We start from the raw sequence: 16074 nt of genomic DNA on the forward strand, positions 1-16074 counted from the left end.
CCGGCTGCGGCGGACGTCAGGACGAGTCGCGCACCACCAGCTCCGTGGGCAGCACGATCCGCGGACGCTCCTGGGGACTGTCACCCGACGAACGGTTGGCGATCTCCTGGAGCAGGACTCGGGCCATCGTCCGGCCCATCTCCTCGATCGGCTGGCGCACGCTCGTCAGGGGCGGGTCCATGTGACGGGCCACCGCCGAGTCGTCGAAGCCGATCAGGGCCACGTCGTCCGGAATGCGGCGGCCCGACTCGCGCAGGACCTGGCGGGCGCCCGCCGCCATCACGTCGGAGGCGGCGAAGACCGCGTCCACGTCGGGGCGGCGCTCCAGCAGCTCCCGCATCGCGCGGGCGCCGCCCTCCTCACTGAAGTCGGCGGGCGCGATCAGCCGCTCGTCGGGGTCGAGGCCGGCTGCGGCGACGGCCTTGCGGTAGCCGTCGAGGCGGCGCTGGGCACCGTAGACGTCCAGGCGGCCGGTGATCGTGGCGATGGAGCGACGGCCTCGCGATATGAAGTGGTCGACAGCCGCGCGGGCACCCTCGAAGTTGTCGGAGTCGACGGAGGGAAGCGTCTCCGCCGCGTGCCTGCGGCCGCTGATCACGGCGGGCATGCCGAGCTGCTCCAAGAGGTCAGGCAGGGGGTCGTCGGCGTGGACCGAGACCAGCAGCACCCCGTCGACCCGGTGCGCGGTCAGGTACTGGGCGAGCCGGCGGCGCTCGCGGTCGTTCCCCGCGAGCGTCAGCAGAAGCTGCATCTCGGTGTCGGCGAGGGCCGCCCCCACACCCCTCACGATGTCGGAGAAGTACGGCTCGGCGAAGAACCGGGTCTCGGACTCGGGCACGACGAGGGCGATGGCGTCCGTGCGGTTGCCCGCGAGCGCGCGCGCCGCCCGGTTGGGCACGTACCCCAGCTCGGCGACCGCCGCCTCGACGGCCTCCCGGGTCTGTGCGCTGACCCGGGGCGAGCCGTTGATGACGCGTGAGGCCGTGCCGCGCCCCACCCCGGCCCGCGCCGCCACCTCTTCGAGCGTGGGCCGCCCGCCACTCCGTACTCGCGCTGCCGCCATGGCTGCCTCCCGTTCGCGGTCAATTTCTCACAGCGGGTTGGCCAAACCAAGTCCCACCGTCCGATCCCTTGACACTTGTCCGGACCCATCGGTCCTCTGCAGCGCCACACTCTTGGGAGCGCTCCCAAGCGTACGGGGTCCGGATGTCGAACACGTAAGACGGGCAAGGAAAAACGGGACCCGACGGTGTGCCGGGTCCCGCTTCTCGTGCTGGTCAAGATCAGACGGCGCCGACCGGGGGCAGCGCGTGGCGGCGGATCACGTCCGAGTACCAGTGGGCGCTCGCCTTGGGGATGCGGCGCTGGGAGGCGTAGTCGACGTAGACCGCGCCGAAGCGCTTCGAATAGCCGTAGGCCCACTCGAAGTTGTCCATCAGCGACCAGAGGAAGTACCCCCGGACGTCCGCGCCGTCGGCGACGGCTCGCCGCACCGCGTCGAGGTGCCCGTGCAGGTACGCCACGCGCTCGGGGTCCTCCACCTTGCCCTCGGGCGAGACGTAGTCGTCGAAGGCGGCACCGTTCTCGGTGACCATCAGCGGGAGGCCGGGGTGGTCCCGGGTGACGTCCATGATCAGGTTGTAGAGCCCGTTGGGGTCGATCGCCCAGTCCATCGCGGTGCGCTCCTTCCCCTCGGGGAGGTGGAAGGCGACGTGCTCGGAGCCGGGCCAGGGGGAGTGCTGGCTGGCGCCGTGGGCGTCGCTGCGCGCGTAGCTGGCGCCTTCCACCGGGTTGGAGACCAGGGTCGGCGTGTAGTAGTTGATCCCGAGGGCGTCGACGGGCCGGGAGATGGTGGCGAGGTCGCCGTCCTTGACCAGCTTCGACCAGTCCACCAGGTGCGAGGTGTCGGCGATCAGGTCCTCGGGGTACTCGCCCCGGAGCATCGGGCCGGTGAAGACCCGGTTGCCGACCGCGTCGATGCGTCGGGCGGCGTCCGCGTCGGCCTCGCTGCCGGTGAGCGGACGGACCTGGTGGAGATTGAGGGTGACCGAGGTCTGCGCAGCAGCGGGGAGTTGGGCGCGCAGAACCTCGATCGCCCGGCCATGGGCGAGGTTGAGGTGATGGGCCGCCTGCAGCGCGGCTGCGGGCTCGGTACGGCCGGGGGCGTGCACACCGGAGCCGTAACCGAGGTAGGCCGAGCACCACGGCTCGTTGAGGGTGGTCCACATGCCGACGCGGTCACCGAGGGCGCCGGACACGATGGCGGCGTAGTCGGCGAACCGGTCGGCGGTCACGCGCTCGGGCCAGCCTCCGGCGTCCTCGAGCTCCTGGGGCAGGTCCCAGTGGTAGAGGGTGGCGACCGGCATGATGCCGGCGTCGAGCAGCTCGTCGACGAGCTTGCGGTAGAAGTCCAGACCGCGCTCGACCGCGGGGCCGCGGCCGGTGGGCTGGACCCGGGACCAGGACACCGAGAAGCGGTACGCCTTCAGCCCGAGCTGCTTCATGAGCGCGACGTCGTCGCGGTAGCGGTGGTAGTGGTCGGCGGCGATGTCACCGGTGTCGCCGTTGCGGACCTTGCCGGGGGTACGGCTGAAGGTGTCCCAGATGGACGGCGTGCGGCCGTCCTCGGCGGCGGCGCCCTCGACCTGGTAGGAGGCGGTCGCCGCGCCCCAGATGAAGCCCGTGGGGAACTGTGCCTCGGGCGCCTGCTTCGGGGTGGTGTCGGGTCGTACGGCAGTCATGCGGGAGCGCTCCCATGGGTGGAGGGACAAGGACAGGAAGTGCGGACGCCCCGGCCCCGTACGGCCTGTGGTCAGGTACAGGCCGTACGGGACGGCCGGAGGCCGACCGGGGACGGAACAGCAGCCCGGTACCGGACCGGGAACAGCGGGGCCGGGATCGGACCGGGGAGGAACAGCGGGGCCGGGATCGGACCGGGAGGTACGGCGGGCCGGGGTCAGCCCTTGACTGCGCCGGACATGATTCCCCCGACGATCTGCTTGCCGAAGATCACGAAGACGACGAGCAGGGGCAGCGTACTGATCAGCGCGCCGGCCATGACGATGCTCTGGTCGGGGACGTACGACGCGCTCAGCTGGCCGAGGGCCACCTGGAGGGTCGGGTTCTGCTGGTTCAGTGCGAGGTAGGGCCAGAAGAAGTCGTTCCAGGCCTGGACGAAGGTGAGCATGCCGAGGACCATCATGGCCGGTCGGGCGACCGGAAGCACGATGCTCCACACGATGCGGAGGTTGTTCGCCCCGTCGACCCTGCCCGCCTCGATCAGCTCGTACGGCAGCGCCTCCAGGAGGTACTGGCGCATGAAGAACACACCGAACGCGCTCACCAGGGTCGGGAAGATCACCGACTCCAGCTGACCGCCCCAGCCGATGTCCGACATCATCATGAAGAGCGGCACGACGCTGAGCTGCGGGGGGATCGTCAGCGTGGCGATGACCATCGTCATCAGCGCGCCACGGCCCTTGAAGCGCATCTTCGCGAAGGCGTAGCCGGCCAGCGTGCAGAAGAACAGCGTCGCCAGGGTGATGCTGGACGACACGATCACGGTGTTGACGATGGCCTTGCCGAGGTTGGCCTGTTCCCAGGCCGCCTCGAGGTTGTTGAACAGGTTGCCGCCGGGGATGAGCGGCGGGGTGGTGTCCAGGATCTCGTCCTGGGTGCGGGACGCGGCCACGAGCGTCCAGTACAGCGGGAACAGCGAGCCGAGGCCGACGACCGCGAGTGCGAAGTAGGCGAAGGGGCCCGCGTGGTGCTGGCGGCCGGCGCCGGGCTTGAAGCGGCGGCGGCGCGCGGGCTCGTGACGGACCGGGGCCTTGGAGACGCGGCGGTGTTCCGGCGCGGTCATGGGGCTGGTGGTGGTCATGTGTATCGCTCCCCGTCAGGCCGCGGTCTTGCGCATGAAGCGCCCGACGAGCCAGTTGATCGCGGCAATGAGCAGCAGCAGGACGAGCATGGCCCAGGCGACTGCGGCGGCCGGACCGAGGTGTCCGAGGTTCCAGCCGTAGTTGTAGAGGTAGATGCTGAGCGTCTCGTACTGGTGCTCGGAGCCGCCCTGCGCTCCGATCTGGCCGCCCTCGAGCAGCAGGGGTTCACCGAACAGCTGCATGGACCCGATGGTCGAGATGACGATCGTGAAGAGGATCGTCGGCCGGAGCGCCGGGATCGTCACGTTGCGGAACTGCTGCCAGCGCGATGCGCCGTCGAGCGACGCCGCCTCGTAGAGATCGGACGGGACCGCCTGCATCGCGGCCAGGTAGATCAGGGTGTTGTAGCCCGTCCAGCGCCAGATCACGATGATGGCGATGGCGATGTTGGACGTCCAGTGGCCGTTCGCCCAGTTCGTCTCACCGGCGCCGAAGAAGCCGAGGACCCAGTTCAGCAGGCCGCCGTCGGCACGGAACACCAGGGCGAAGACGAGGGCCGCGGAGGCCACCGAGGTGGCGTACGGCGTCAGGATCACGGTGCGCCAGAAGGTGCTGGCACGCAGCTTGTAGTTCAGCAGGTGGGCGAGGCCCAGCGCCATCATCAGCTGCGGGACGGTCGAGATGACACCGATGACGAAGGTGTTGGTGACCGCGGTCCAGAACTCGTCGTCCTGGAGGATGTTGCTGAAGTTCTCCCAGCCGACCCATTCCATCTGGTCGAGGCCGGTCATCTCCACCCGGTGGAGTGCGATCCAGCCGGTGTAGATCAGCGGGTAGAGCCCGAAGGCCCCGAAGACGAGGAAGAAGGGCGCGATGTAGGCGTACGGCGAGGCCTTGTCGTCGAAGCGCCACAGCCGGCTGCGCCAGGCCTGGCGGCCTGGAGTCATGGGCTTCGGTGCGCGGCGGCCGGGCCGGGATCCGTGTACGCCCCGGGTGGGGGTGGTGGTTGCCACAGGTGGGAGTCCTTCCCTGGGGTGTGCCGACACCGCAGGGGCAGGCCGGACCTCAGGTCAGGTCCGGCGGAGGTGTCGGAGAAGGTGCGCGGTGCCGGTGGGGGAACCGGCACCGGTGCGGGGCGGCCGGGACGCGTGGAAGTCGTCCCGGCCGCCCGCACCGGCGAGGATCAGCCGATCACCTTGTCGATCGCCTCGGTGGCCGCGTCCCACGCGTCCTCCGGGCTGGTGCCACGCTGCTCCATGTTGTTGATCTGAGTGCCGATGGTGTCCTTGATGATGCCGTCCTTCGGGCCGAGCACCGCCGCGGGGATGACCTGAGCCTCTTCGGCGTAGATCTCACCGATCGGGGCGTTGTTGAAGTACTCCAGCTTCGCGGTCTTCACGTCGGGGAGCTCGTAGGCGCCCTTGTTCGACGGGAAGAGGCCGGCGGCCTTGAACACGGCGGCCTGCTGCTCGGGCGCGGTCAGCCACTTTACGAGCTCACCGGCCTCCTTGACGTGCTTGCCCTTCGCGGGCACGGAGAGGAACGAACCGCCCCAGTTGGCCGCGGTCTCACCCGGGGTGCGGGCGATGTCCCACTTGCCCTTGAACTGGTCACCGGAGTAGGTGGCGATCTGCGCGGCCATCCACGCGGGGCAGGCCACGGTGGCCATGCTGCCCTTGCGCAGGGCGTTCTGCCACGGGACGCTGAACTGGGCCAGACCCTGGGTCAGCTTCTTGTCCACCGCCTCGGTGGCGAGCTTCCAGCCCGCCTTGACGCCGGCGCTCTCCTTGTAGATCGCCTTGCCGTCCTTGGAGTAGTACTGCTCCGAGTCGGAGCTCACCACGCCGTTGTACATGGCGCTGGCGGAGTCCATGAAGAAGGTGTCCTTGGGGGCCTTCTTCTTGTACTCCTCACCGAGCGCGAGGTAGTCCTCCCAGCCACCGGCGAGCTTCGCGGCGACCTCGGTGCGGTCGGTCGGCAGCCCGGCCTGCTCGAAGAGGTCACGGCGGTAACAGATCGACATGGGGCCGATGTCGGTGCCGGCACCGATGACCTTGCCGTCGTCGGTGGTCGCCTGCAGCGCCTTCCAGTTCACCCACTGGTCGGGGTCGATCACCTTGGAGAGGTCGGTGAAGGCGTCCGCCTTGGTGTCGACGAGCTCCTTCACGCGGCCGACCTCTATGCCCTGCACATCGGCCAGTCCGCTGCCCGTGTTGAGCTGCTGGAGGAACTTGGGGTAGTAGACCTTCTCGTCGGCCGTGACGTTTTCCTTGACCGTGATGTTCGGGTGGAGCTCGTGGTACTTCTCGAAGAGCCCCGCCTCCTTGTAGCCGAACTGTCCGAAGTCGGCCACGGTCAGGGTGATGTTCCCGTTCGCGTCGGCCCCTCCGGAATCCGAGTCGGAATCGCCGCAGCCGGTCAGCAGCAGGGCGGCGGCCGTGAGGCCCGTAGTAGCCATGACGGCGGTTCTGCGGCTTCGACCTGCGACGGTGCGGGTGATGCGCATTCCACTACTCCTTGTTCCAGGGTGGGACTGGCGTTCAATCTGCTCGGCATACGCACCGATGGTGCGGGGTGCCGGTGGTACGGAGAGGACATGGGCGGTGCCGTCCCCGTACGAGCGAAAAACCTCGTTCGAAATGGGAGCGCTCCCATGCGCTGATGCCGGAAGGTTGCTGCCTCAAGGGGGTGGGTGTCAAGAGTTGAAGACGCTTCCGTTGCCCGAGCGTGTCCTGCAAGTCACGGGAACGTGTCCGACCGAGGGCTTGCGTTCACTCCAACTCCCTGCATGCGGGGCGGATGGAGAACCGAATCGCCGCAGGTCAGGGCGCGTTGGACGGCGCTCAGCCCGTCGAACCCCGGGGCGGAGACGGTTGCCGGCACCATTTCACGCGCCACCTCCGAAAGGGAGCGGACAGCTCCTGTCACCCGGGGAGGCCCGCCGGAAAATGAACGGGGCGGGGCGCCGCGAGGGCGCGCAGGGGGGTCACGAGGGGTCTCCGTGTTCTTTCCCCGAACTCCACCGGGGGGCACGGAGGTTCCGCTTCCTTCCGTACCGGGCGTCGTGGGGGGCGTAGTGCGGGCTCCGTACGGGGCGCGGTGCGGGCGCAGCACGGAGGCCGTGCGGGCCGGACACTACGGGCCACTCCGCGCACCGAAGCGGGCTCGGAGGGGCCGTGTGGGGGCGCGCGCCCCGGCCGGGTGTGGGGGGGTGGGGGGTCCGGCCGGGGCGCGCGCGTCGAGGTGGTGGTGTGGTGGCCGAAGAGGCGCGGCGGGCTATCCGAAGGCGCCGAACGCCTTGGTGAAGGCCAGCGGCTCCTGAAGGATCGAGCTGCAGGTGGCGTCGGCGGCCGGCTTCGCGCCACCCGCACACTGTGCGTCCCGCGTGCCCGACCACATCGCCAGCCGGCCGATGCCCTTCTCCTGAGCGAACTCCACCAGCTGCGTGGCGTCCTCGACGGTGAAAATCTCGGTGACGACGTCGTTCACGCCGATCATCGGGGTGACCGCGACGGCCTTCCAGGCAGCCGCGTCCGAGAGGCCGAGCACGCCCTTGATCTGGGCCTGCGTGGCGGTGGCCGCCTGGGTGGCGTAATCACCCATGTCCCCGCTGTACGACGCCCCGTAGTCCATCGCCATGATATTGACGGCGCCGATCGCGACGCCGTTCTTCTTCGCGTCTGCGATCAGATCCACGCCCGGCTGGGTGAGGCCCTCGGGCATCACGGGCAGCGTGAAGGACACGTCCAGCCCCGGGTGGGACTTCTGCAGCTGGGCGATGGCCTGCGCACGGCGTGAGTTGGCGGCGGTGTCGGGCAGTGCGCCTCCCTCGATGTCGAAGTCGACCTTGGTCAGCCCGTAGGTGTCGATGACCTTGCCGTACGCCGTGGCGAGCTCGGCAACCGAGGAGCAGTGCAGCGCCAGTTCGGCACCGGCCGCGCCACCGAAGGAGACCCGTACGTCGCCGCCCCCGGCCCGCAGGGCGGTGATCTGGGCGGCCACCTTGTCGTCGGCGAGTCCCGTCACCCCGCCCCAGAGCGGGGCGCAACTGCCGCCCGACGTGATGAATGCCAGGGTGAACTCCTTGACGCCCGTCTTCGCCGCGGTGTCCAGCAGGTCGTAGGCGGGATACAGGGACGTGTCGACGTAGGGGGCGAATCCGGCCCCGCCGGCCGTGCCGCCCGGCGTCCCGGACGGTCCGGCCGTCGGCGTACTCGTCGGCCCGCCCGTCGCGGTCCGGGTGGGGGTCGGCGTGGACGCCGCTGTCGACGTGGGCGCCGGGGTTCCGGTCGGGCGTCCACTCGGTTCCGGCGCCGCGCCGCCGTCCGCAGAGCACGCCGCGTGGTTGATGAGGCAGCCTTCCGGATCGGCGGCTGCACCGGCGGAGGTGGTGACGAAGCCGACCGTCACAGACTCGCCGGGAGCGAGATCCTTGTTCCAGCTCGCGGGCTTCACGGTGACATGGCCGCCCCTGACGGTGTGCTCACCGTTCCAGAGCGAGTCGATCTCCGTACCGGCGGGCAGGTCGAATTCGAGCGTCCAGCCCGACTGGACCGTCCCGGTGTCGTTCGTGACGACGTACTGCCCGGTGTAGCCGCCGCTCCAGCCGCTGGCCCTCGTGTACGCGGCGCCGACGGCCGCCGCCTGCGCCGTGCCGGTGAGTGCGAAGACGGTGCCGCCCACGACCGCCGCGGCGACGAGGGCGCCGACCGCCTTCGTGCGGGTGCTCGCCGTGCGGCGGTGCGTGCTGGTGCCCATCGAGTTCCTGCCTCTGTCCTGCCGGGGGTGGTTGCGTCTGCACGCTAGCCGCGACGGACCGGACAAAAGTCGCCAATGGGAACCGGGTTGCCGTTCTTAGGGTTTGCTTAAGGAGGACATCGGTACCGGTTAAGACCCCACTCCTTCACCGGTCCCTCCACAGATCCGGCCCAGCCTCCGGGGCGTTACGGAAGTCCGCGTTCCGCCCTCTCACCCGGCGTGGCCCACGCCTTCCGCCGCGCCGCCCCACCCGGTGCCCCCGGCGCGCGCGCTCGGCCGGTCCGCCGTCGAGCCCTATCCAGATGCGCACCTCCGTGCCCCCGAGCACCGAGCGCCCGATCCGCAGGTCGCCGCCGGTGGATTCGGCGACCCTGCGGACGATGTCGAGGCCGAGGCCGGTCGATCCCACCCCGCCCCGCGCTCCGTTCCGTCCACTGCCACCTCGCGCCAGGGCGGATTCCGGATCGGGTATGCCCGGTCCGGCGTCCGAGACCAGCACGAGCACCGCGTCGCCGCTGTGGTGCACGTCGACGGCGAAGGCGGTTCCTTCCGGGGTGTGCCGGAAGACGTTGCCGAGCAACGCGTCGAGTGCGGCAGCCAGTTCGGGCCTGGCCACCGGGATGCGTACGGTGCGGTCCACGCCGGCCAGCCGCACCGTGCGCCCCTCGTCCTCGGCCAGCGCGGACCAGAACTCCATGCGTTCCCGGATGACCTCGGACGCGTCGCAGCCGGCGCCGGCACCCGTCTGACCGCCCTGGGTCTGGGGGCGCTGTTCCCGTGCCGTACGGATGATCGTGTCGACCTCGTGCTCCAGCTGTTCGACAGCGGCCCTGGTCTGCTCGGCGGCCGGGCCCTCACCCAGCGAGGCGGCGTTGAGGCGGAGCACGGTCAGCGGGGTGCGGAGCCGGTGCGAGAGGTCGGCGGCCAGTTCGCGTTCGTTGGCCAGCAGCTGGACCACCTGGTCGGCCATGGAGTTGAACGCGACCGCGGCGGAGCGGAGCTCGGTGGGCCCTTCTTCCGGGACCCTGGTCCCCAGCCGGCCCTCCCCCAGGTCCTGGGCCGCGCCCGCAAGCCGCTGGGCGGGCTCCACCATCCGTACGCCGAGCCTGTCGGCCACGGCCACCGAACCGACGATCAGCGCGATGCCGACGCCGGCGAGCACCAGCCAGGCCGTGCCGACGCCGTTGGAGACCTCTCCCTCGGGCACGAACACCTCGACGACCGCGATGCCTCCGGAGCCGAGCGCTGTGGGCTGGAGCAGCACGGAGCCACCGGGTACGTCGGCTATGGACGCGCGCCCCGACGTGCCGACGGTCTCCAGGTCCCCGCGAGTGGCGCGCCGCGTGCCGATCTCCAGGCGGGAGCCGCCCGGTTCGGCGGCGGGGACGTGGAGGGCGAGCCGCCCCCGGCCGCCGGGCTCGGTGGACAGGACGGCCCGGGTCAGCTCCTCACGGTCGGTGGTGATGGTGAGGGTGGGGCCGATGGTGGCGGCCTGCCGCTCGGCGTCGGAGAAGGCGCGGTCGCGGGCCATTTCCTTGATGACGAGCCCGAGCGGCACGGCGAACGCGATCACGACCATGGCGGTGACGGCCAGGCAGACCTTGACCAGGGCCCATCTCATGCGGGCTGCCCCGGGGCCGTAGGAGGTTCGAGTTTGACGCCGACTCCGCGCAGGGTGTGCAGATAGCGCGGCCGCGCGGCGGTCTCGCCCAGCTTGCGGCGCAGCCAGGAGAGGTGGACGTCGATGGTCTGGTCGTCCCCGTAGGACTGCTTCCAGACCTCCGCCAGCAGCTCACGGCGCGGGACCACGACGCCGGGGCGGCCCGCGAGAAAGGCCAGCAGGTCGAATTCACGGCGCGTCAGGTCCAGTGCCGTGCCGTCGAGTTCGGCCTGTCGGCGCAGCGGGTCGATGGAGAGCCCGCCCACCTGGAGGACGCGCGGTGGCGAGGCCTCGGCGCCCGCCCCCCGGGTGCGGCGCAGGACGGCCGCCATGCGGGCGGAGAGGTGTTCGACCGAGAACGGCTTGGTCAGGTAGTCGTCGGCGCCGTCGTTGAGCAGCCTGACGATCTCGGCCTCGTCGTCCCGCGCGGTGGCGATGATCACGGGTACGTCGGTGATGGAGCGCAGCATCTTCAGGGCCTCGGCGCCGTCGAGGTCGGGCAGCCCGAGATCGAGGACGACGACGTCGAAGCGGAAGTGCGCGACCTCGCGCAGCGCTTCGAGCGCGGTGCCGACGCTCCGCACGGTGTGCGAGGCCTCGGTCAGGTGCCGGATGAGGGCGGAACGTACGAACTGGTCGTCCTCGACCACGAGCACACTAGGCATGCGCCGCACCGTAACCCATACGGAGGAACCGGGTTCCCTCCAGGACAGCAACCGTGCGGATGGTGCAGGATGTGCCCGATGCAACGAGGACTCGTACACGCGATCGCGTGGTCGCTCGCCACGGGTGCGGCGGTCACCCTGTCGTGGTGGGGCGTGCACACGGTCATGTCGGGGACGGCGTACGACCCTCCGCGCGCCGTTCCGATCTCCGTGGGGGCGCGGGGCGGGCAGGCGACGGACACTCCGGTGTCGTCCTCGACGCACCGCGCGCCCCCCTCGGCCTCGCCGGGCGCCACGGCCTCCCGTCCCACGCCCACGCCTTCCCCTCGGCCCTCCCGCCGGCCGTCATCCCGCCCGCCGGTCACGGGTCCCGGCCCGGCGAAGCCCTCGGCGCCCACGGCCGCCGCGGGCGAGGTGAAGAGTTACCCGACACGTGGCGGCAGGGTCGTCCTGGAGCTGGCGGACGACTCGGCGAAGCTGGTCTCGGCCACGCCGGAGCCGGACTGGTCGATGCAGGTGTGGACGAACCCGGAGTGGATCCGGGTGGACTTCAGCGACGGGGCGGGCGCGACCATGTCCGTCTTCTGCACCTGGAACGGCCATTCGCCGACGGTCGAGGTCGTCGACCAGTGACCTCGCTCTCCTGGGCGTCCCGCCTCGGTCGACCGGCTCGACGGCTACCGGGACGTCCTCCTGGACGGAGCGCCCGAACTGATCATCGAGGGTGACTTCACCCGGCGGGGCCGCGCGGACTCGACGGCCGCCCTGCTGGACCGGTGTCCGGGCCCGGACGGGGTTTTCGTGGCCTCCGACCTGATGGCCGCGGGGGCACTGGACCTGCTCGGGGAACGCGGGGTGCGGGTGCCCGAGGACGTGGCGGTCGTCGGGTTCGACGACCTCCCGTCCCTGGCCGAGTCCATGGATCCGCCGCTGGCCACTGTGCACCAGGACATCGTGGGCATGGGCAGGACGATGGCCCGCCTGCTGTTCCGCGAGTCTCCGACGTGGCCGCCGCCGCGGCCGGCGACAGCCACCCCCTGTCCTCCGTGATCACCCCGACCCGGCTGGTCGTACGGGAGTCCGCATGACGGGCCGGATCCGGGTGGGCGCCGCGGAGGGCTGCTACCGGCCGCCGGACACCGGGGCTCCGGCGGGGGCCGCGTCCGACCGGCCGAGGGGGGCCAGCGCGTCGAGTTCGTCCAGGACCTCCTGGTCGAGCTCCAGCTCGAGCCCGTCCATGGCCTCGTCGAGCTGGGCCACGCTGCTCACGCCGAGCACCGGCATGACGGGCACGGGGCCGCCGGCCATCCACGCCAGGGACAGCTGGTTGGCCGTCACCCCCAGCCGCCCGGCCAGTTCCCGCAGCCGGCTCAGCCGGCGCTCGTTCGCGGGGCCCCGGTACTCGGGGGCGAGCGGCCGGTCGGCTCGGGTCAGGGCCCCCTGGAGCAGCGGGGAGTACCCCTGGAGCAGGGCTCCGTGTTCGCGGGCGTGGGCGACCAGGGAATGGTCCAGCGGAAGCTGCGGCCGGATGTCGGCCGCAGGGTCGGGCCAGAGGTAGGAGTGGCGCGCCTGGATCACCCGCGGGGCCGCCGTCGTCGGGTCGTCCGCCGCGAGGCGGGCCGCCTCGCTCAGCCGGACCGCGTCCGGGTTGCTCGCGCCGATGACGCCGACCCGTCCCGAGCGCACCAGCTCGGACAGGGCGCCCAGGGTGTCGGCGAGCGGCGTCCTCGGATCGTCGGCGTGGGTGAAGAACACGTCGACGGAGGGGCGTCCCAACCGCTCGGTGCTCCGCTCGAACTGCTTGAACACCACCTCCGGTCCGAGCCCTTCGGCGGACTCGGGGAACGGGCCGTCGAGCGGATCGGGCAGGCAGCCGACCTTGGTGGCGATCAGCAGTTCGTCCCTGACCCCGGTCGCGGCAAGCCAGCGGCCGATGACCAGTTCCGACTCCTCGCCCGTGCCGCCGGGCGCCCAGAAGGCGTAACAGTTCGCGGTGTCGAGCAGACGGCCGCCGCGCTCGGTGAAGCGGTCGAGGAGCTCCCGGGACGTCCTCTCGTCGACGGTGGTGCCGAAGTACATGGTGCCGAGGGCGACTCGGGTGCCTCGGAGCCGGTCCATGACCGACTCTCCGTAGACCGTCGTCAGCATGCGTCGTCCTTTCGTCGGTGGTGCGGTGAGGGGGATGGGACAGGGGTGGCCGGGGCGTGGGAGGCGGAGAGTGGGCGAGGTGTACGCGCGGCCAACGAACCGTAGCCGAAGGCGAGTACGTCGGCAGCGGCCAGAACCAGCCGACTGGCGGCGGCTGCGGCGGCGGCCTCGGGCGCGGGCAGGACGGAGGCGAGGGACACCGCGAGCAGTGCCTCCCGCACCCCGAGCCCGTCCGGGACGACCACCACCAGACTGCTCAGCGAGGTCGCCACGGCGAACCCCGCCACACAGGGCAGTACGGCCGCGAGCGGGTCGGCGCCCAGCGCGACCGCCAGGAGCCACAGGTGGACGCCGGTCACCAGCCACGACACGGCGCACAGCCACACGGAGCGGCGCAGCACGGTGAGCGGGACCGGTGTCAGCCTGCGCGCGAGCGCCGGCACCGCCTTCACCAGCCGCACCGACACCGCCAGCAGCCGGGGAAGGACGAGAAGCAGGACCGGGGCCAGGGCGGCGGCGACGAGCGCCGCCCCCGTCCCGTAGGCGTGGTGCGCCAGGGCGGCAAGACCCAGCACACCGCCGGTGCCCAGGGACACGGCGGCGTACAGCCCGAAGGCGGCGGTGAAGTGGAAGACGGTGATCCCAGAGGCCGCCGCGAGGCGCGACTGCAGCACGATCGACCACATCACCCCCGGTACGTACTTGCCCAGTTGGCCGGCCGCGAAGATGCGTACGGCCGAGGGGCGGGACAGAGGGACCGACAGGGCCTGCAGAGGTTCGCGCCAGGAGAGCGCCGTCAGCCACAGTCCCGCCAGAGCCGGGACGAGCGCCAGGGGCAGCACGGGTCCCAGCAGCCCGACCGCCGTGCGGGTGGCCGCCCCGTCCCGGGCGAAGGAGTGCGCCAGGAACCCGGCGCACAGCGCGAGCACCACGGCGGTGGTCGTCCCCCGGACCCAGGGGCGTCGCGCGAAGGCCCGCAGTGCGTCCCACCGCCCCCGGCCGGCCCGGGGACCGGTGTCTCCCGGGGCGGCCGGTCCGGGTGCGGCCCTAGACATCGGCGACCGCGCCGCCCGTGGCCGGCGGGTTGGAATAGCGGCGCCGGAAGGACGGTGATCCCGTCCAGCGGACCGCCCCCACCAGGGCGGCCACCCCGGTGGTCGCGGTCATCAGGGTGTGCAGCCCGGCCATCAGCGGCAGGGCACGGCCGCCTGCCGTGGCGTGCAGGAAGCGCAGCAGTCCCCACTCCTCGGCGACGAACACCCCCACCCCCGCCGTGGCCGCGACGGCGCCCGCCACCGGCCACAGGGGCGCCGCGGCGAGACCGGTCAGGGCCAGGGCCGTGCCGGCGACCGCCTTCGGACGGTAGGCGGTGTCCGACAGTTGCGGCCGGCCCGCGCGGTCACGGTCGCCGAAGAGCGCGACCAGGGGCACCGAGCGGCGGTACTGCTTGCGCAGCAGGATTCCGATCCGGTCGTCGTCGTCGTGCCGGCCCACGATCCGCGGGTCGAGCAGCACGGTCGAGACGGCCGACAGCCGGGCCCCGTACTCCACGTCCTCGGTGTCGCGCAGCGACTCGTCCAGGGGCCCCGCACGGTCGTAGGCCGAGCGGGGCATCGCCCCGAGCGAGAAGTACGCGGCCTTGACCTCGCCGGCCGTCCGGCGGCGCCAGTAGTGCCCGTGCAGCACCTTGTAGCGCTCCACCGGTCCGTCGTCGATCAGCGGTACGGAGTCGTAGATGCCGCACACGAACCCGATCCCCGGGTCCGACTCCAGTACGTCCACGGCGTGCTGGACGGCGTCGGGGCGCAGTGCGATGTCGGAGTCGAGGAAGAAGAGGATGTCACCCGTGCTGTGCCGCACCCCGGTGTTGCGGGCGGCGGAGACCCCGGCGTTGGCCGTGCGTATCAGCCGTACGGAGAACTCCTCGGCGATCCGGGGTGACGCGTCGGTGCTGCCGTCGTCGACGACGACGATCTCTATGTGCGGATAGCTCTGGCCGGCCACGGCCGTGAGGCACTGGCGGATGGTCCGCGCGTAGTTGTAGTTGGGAATGATGACGGAGACACGGGGCGGTCGCACGAGCACACCTCACAGGAGTCGGCCGGCGGCCAGGCAGGCCAGCCACATCACGGCGTTGATCACGAGCGGCACATCCGTGAGCACGTCCCTGCCGGGCTCCCCGCCGCTGCTCCGGACCGCCACCATCTGGACGTAGCGGCAGACGGCGAAGACGGCGAAGGGCACGGTGGCGACGGCCAGAACGGCCGCGTGCGGATGTGATGCGGACAGGACGAACATCTCGTAGCTGATCAGCGTGGCGGCCAGCAGCAAGGTCATGAGCTGGTCGAGCAGCGGCACCGAGTACCCGGCGAGGGCCGGGCGCTGGGCGGAGGCCTGCCCGAGCAGTTCCGCGGCCGCCAGTTCGTGCCGGCGTTTGCCCAGCGAGAGCAGCAGGCAGGTGCAGTAGACACAGATGATCAGTGCGGGGTTGAAGGGTGCCGCCACCGCCACGCAGCCCGCCACGGCACGCAGGACGAATCCGGAGGCGACCAGGCTCACGTCGACGAGAGCGTGGTGCTTCAGTGCCAGGCAGTAGGCCAGGTTGATCACGCCGTATCCCGCGATCGCCGCCTGGGCCACGCCGGGGAGGAACGACGCGGAGACGACCGCCGTCGCCAGGCACGTAATACCCAGCAGCGCCGCCCCGACCGGGCCGATCCTGCCGCCGGCCAGGGGCCGGTGACGTTTGACCGGATGCAGCCGGTCCCGTTCGCGGTCCAGCCAGTCGTTGAGTACGTAGACGGCCGCCGAGGCCGCTGTGAACGCCAGGACCGCGGCACCGGCCCTTCCCGGGTGCCGGAGCAGGGCAGCGGGGTCCAGGGCCAGCGGGACGACCAGGACGAATATGTTCTTGATCCATTGCCGGGGCCGCAGCAGCACCAGCGGCGCGGGCATCCTCCTC

14 protein-coding genes are annotated in these 16074 nt (G+C 71.3%); 2 read left to right on the top strand and 12 right to left on the bottom strand.

The genetic code is table 11. From position 1 onward, the window contains the following. Positions 1-16: 16 nt before the first annotated feature. From HED23_RS29620 to HED23_RS29655, 8 genes are all read right to left on the bottom strand, one after another. Positions 17-1063, bottom strand: coding sequence for a LacI family DNA-binding transcriptional regulator (locus tag HED23_RS29620; RefSeq protein WP_203186413.1), 1047 nt, complete (start codon positions 1061-1063; stop codon positions 17-19). 220 nt (positions 1064-1283) lie between these two features. Then, entirely contained in the window at positions 1284-2741 is a 1458-nt protein-coding gene (locus tag HED23_RS29625) for a GH1 family beta-glucosidase (protein WP_203186414.1), read from the bottom strand. 215 nt (positions 2742-2956) lie between these two features. Then, complete coding sequence (locus HED23_RS29630) at positions 2957-3880, bottom strand: carbohydrate ABC transporter permease (protein WP_203186415.1); 924 nt, start codon at positions 3878-3880, stop codon at positions 2957-2959. 15 nt (positions 3881-3895) lie between these two features. Then, a complete protein-coding gene (locus tag HED23_RS29635) occupies positions 3896-4894 on the bottom strand; it encodes a carbohydrate ABC transporter permease (RefSeq protein ID WP_203186416.1) in 999 nt (332 codons plus the stop codon). Positions 4895-5064: 170 nt separating this feature from the next. Continuing rightward, the gene (locus HED23_RS29640; protein ID WP_203186417.1) at positions 5065-6387 is read right to left on the bottom strand and encodes an extracellular solute-binding protein; all 1323 of its coding nucleotides are present in this window, start codon (positions 6385-6387) and stop codon (positions 5065-5067) included. A gap of 770 nt (positions 6388-7157) precedes the next feature. Further along, a complete protein-coding gene (locus HED23_RS29645) occupies positions 7158-8639 on the bottom strand; it encodes a cellulose binding domain-containing protein (protein ID WP_203186418.1) in 1482 nt (493 codons plus the stop codon). A 145-nt stretch (positions 8640-8784) separates the two neighbouring features. Next, entirely contained in the window at positions 8785-10260 is a 1476-nt protein-coding gene (locus HED23_RS29650; RefSeq protein WP_203186419.1) for a sensor histidine kinase, read from the bottom strand. Then, complete coding sequence (locus HED23_RS29655) at positions 10257-10964, bottom strand: response regulator transcription factor (RefSeq protein WP_203186420.1); 708 nt, start codon at positions 10962-10964, stop codon at positions 10257-10259. Before HED23_RS29655 ends, HED23_RS29650 begins: the two co-directional genes overlap by 4 nt. Positions 10965-11042: 78 nt before the next feature. On the opposite strand from HED23_RS29655, the gene HED23_RS29660 reads away from it, so the two are divergent. Continuing rightward, on the top strand, positions 11043-11597 hold the full coding sequence (locus HED23_RS29660; RefSeq protein WP_203186421.1) for a hypothetical protein: 555 nt from the start codon (positions 11043-11045) through the stop codon (positions 11595-11597). Between the two features lie 84 nt (positions 11598-11681). Further along, complete coding sequence (locus HED23_RS29665; RefSeq protein WP_338019626.1) at positions 11682-12014, top strand: substrate-binding domain-containing protein; 333 nt, start codon at positions 11682-11684, stop codon at positions 12012-12014. 72 nt (positions 12015-12086) lie between these two features. On the opposite strand, the gene HED23_RS29670 is transcribed toward HED23_RS29665, so the two are convergent. From HED23_RS29670 to HED23_RS29685, 4 genes are read right to left on the bottom strand one after another with little or no spacing between them, the layout of a single operon-like run. Further along, on the bottom strand, positions 12087-13112 hold the full coding sequence (locus HED23_RS29670) for an aldo/keto reductase (RefSeq protein ID WP_238442160.1): 1026 nt from the start codon (positions 13110-13112) through the stop codon (positions 12087-12089). Further along, positions 13106-14167 carry a lysylphosphatidylglycerol synthase domain-containing protein gene (locus tag HED23_RS29675; protein ID WP_203186422.1) on the bottom strand — a complete coding sequence of 354 codons (1062 nt, stop codon included), beginning with the start codon at positions 14165-14167 and terminating at the stop codon, positions 13106-13108. Before HED23_RS29675 ends, HED23_RS29670 begins: the two co-directional genes overlap by 7 nt. After that, on the bottom strand, positions 14160-15191 hold the full coding sequence (locus HED23_RS29680) for a glycosyltransferase family 2 protein (RefSeq protein WP_203186423.1): 1032 nt from the start codon (positions 15189-15191) through the stop codon (positions 14160-14162). Before HED23_RS29680 ends, HED23_RS29675 begins: the two co-directional genes overlap by 8 nt. A 9-nt stretch (positions 15192-15200) precedes the next feature. After that, positions 15201-16067, bottom strand: coding sequence for a UbiA prenyltransferase family protein (locus HED23_RS29685; RefSeq protein ID WP_203186424.1), 867 nt, complete (start codon positions 16065-16067; stop codon positions 15201-15203). Positions 16068-16074: the final 7 nt, after the last annotated feature.

Origin of the sequence: Streptomyces pratensis, from assembly GCF_016804005.1 — a bacterium.
GTDB lineage: Bacteria > Actinomycetota > Actinomycetes > Streptomycetales > Streptomycetaceae > Streptomyces > Streptomyces pratensis_A.

Excerpts from the sequence above, each read along its gene's own strand:
- HED23_RS29620 (WP_203186413.1), bottom strand. The coding sequence starts at position 1,063 with ATGGCGGCAGCGCGAGTACGGAGTGGCGGGCGGCCCACGCTCGAAGAG.
- HED23_RS29625 (WP_203186414.1), bottom strand. The coding sequence starts at position 2,741 with ATGACTGCCGTACGACCCGACACCACCCCGAAGCAGGCGCCCGAGGCA.
- HED23_RS29630 (WP_203186415.1), bottom strand. The coding sequence starts at position 3,880 with ATGACCACCACCAGCCCCATGACCGCGCCGGAACACCGCCGCGTCTCC.
- HED23_RS29640 (WP_203186417.1), bottom strand. The coding sequence starts at position 6,387 with ATGCGCATCACCCGCACCGTCGCAGGTCGAAGCCGCAGAACCGCCGTC.
- HED23_RS29645 (WP_203186418.1), bottom strand. The coding sequence starts at position 8,639 with ATGGGCACCAGCACGCACCGCCGCACGGCGAGCACCCGCACGAAGGCG.
- HED23_RS29650 (WP_203186419.1), bottom strand. The coding sequence starts at position 10,260 with ATGAGATGGGCCCTGGTCAAGGTCTGCCTGGCCGTCACCGCCATGGTC.
- HED23_RS29655 (WP_203186420.1), bottom strand. The coding sequence starts at position 10,964 with ATGCCTAGTGTGCTCGTGGTCGAGGACGACCAGTTCGTACGTTCCGCC.
- HED23_RS29660 (WP_203186421.1), top strand. The coding sequence starts at position 11,043 with ATGCAACGAGGACTCGTACACGCGATCGCGTGGTCGCTCGCCACGGGT.
- HED23_RS29670 (WP_238442160.1), bottom strand. The coding sequence starts at position 13,112 with ATGCTGACGACGGTCTACGGAGAGTCGGTCATGGACCGGCTCCGAGGC.
- HED23_RS29675 (WP_203186422.1), bottom strand. The coding sequence starts at position 14,167 with ATGTCTAGGGCCGCACCCGGACCGGCCGCCCCGGGAGACACCGGTCCC.
- HED23_RS29685 (WP_203186424.1), bottom strand. The coding sequence starts at position 16,067 with ATGCCCGCGCCGCTGGTGCTGCTGCGGCCCCGGCAATGGATCAAGAAC.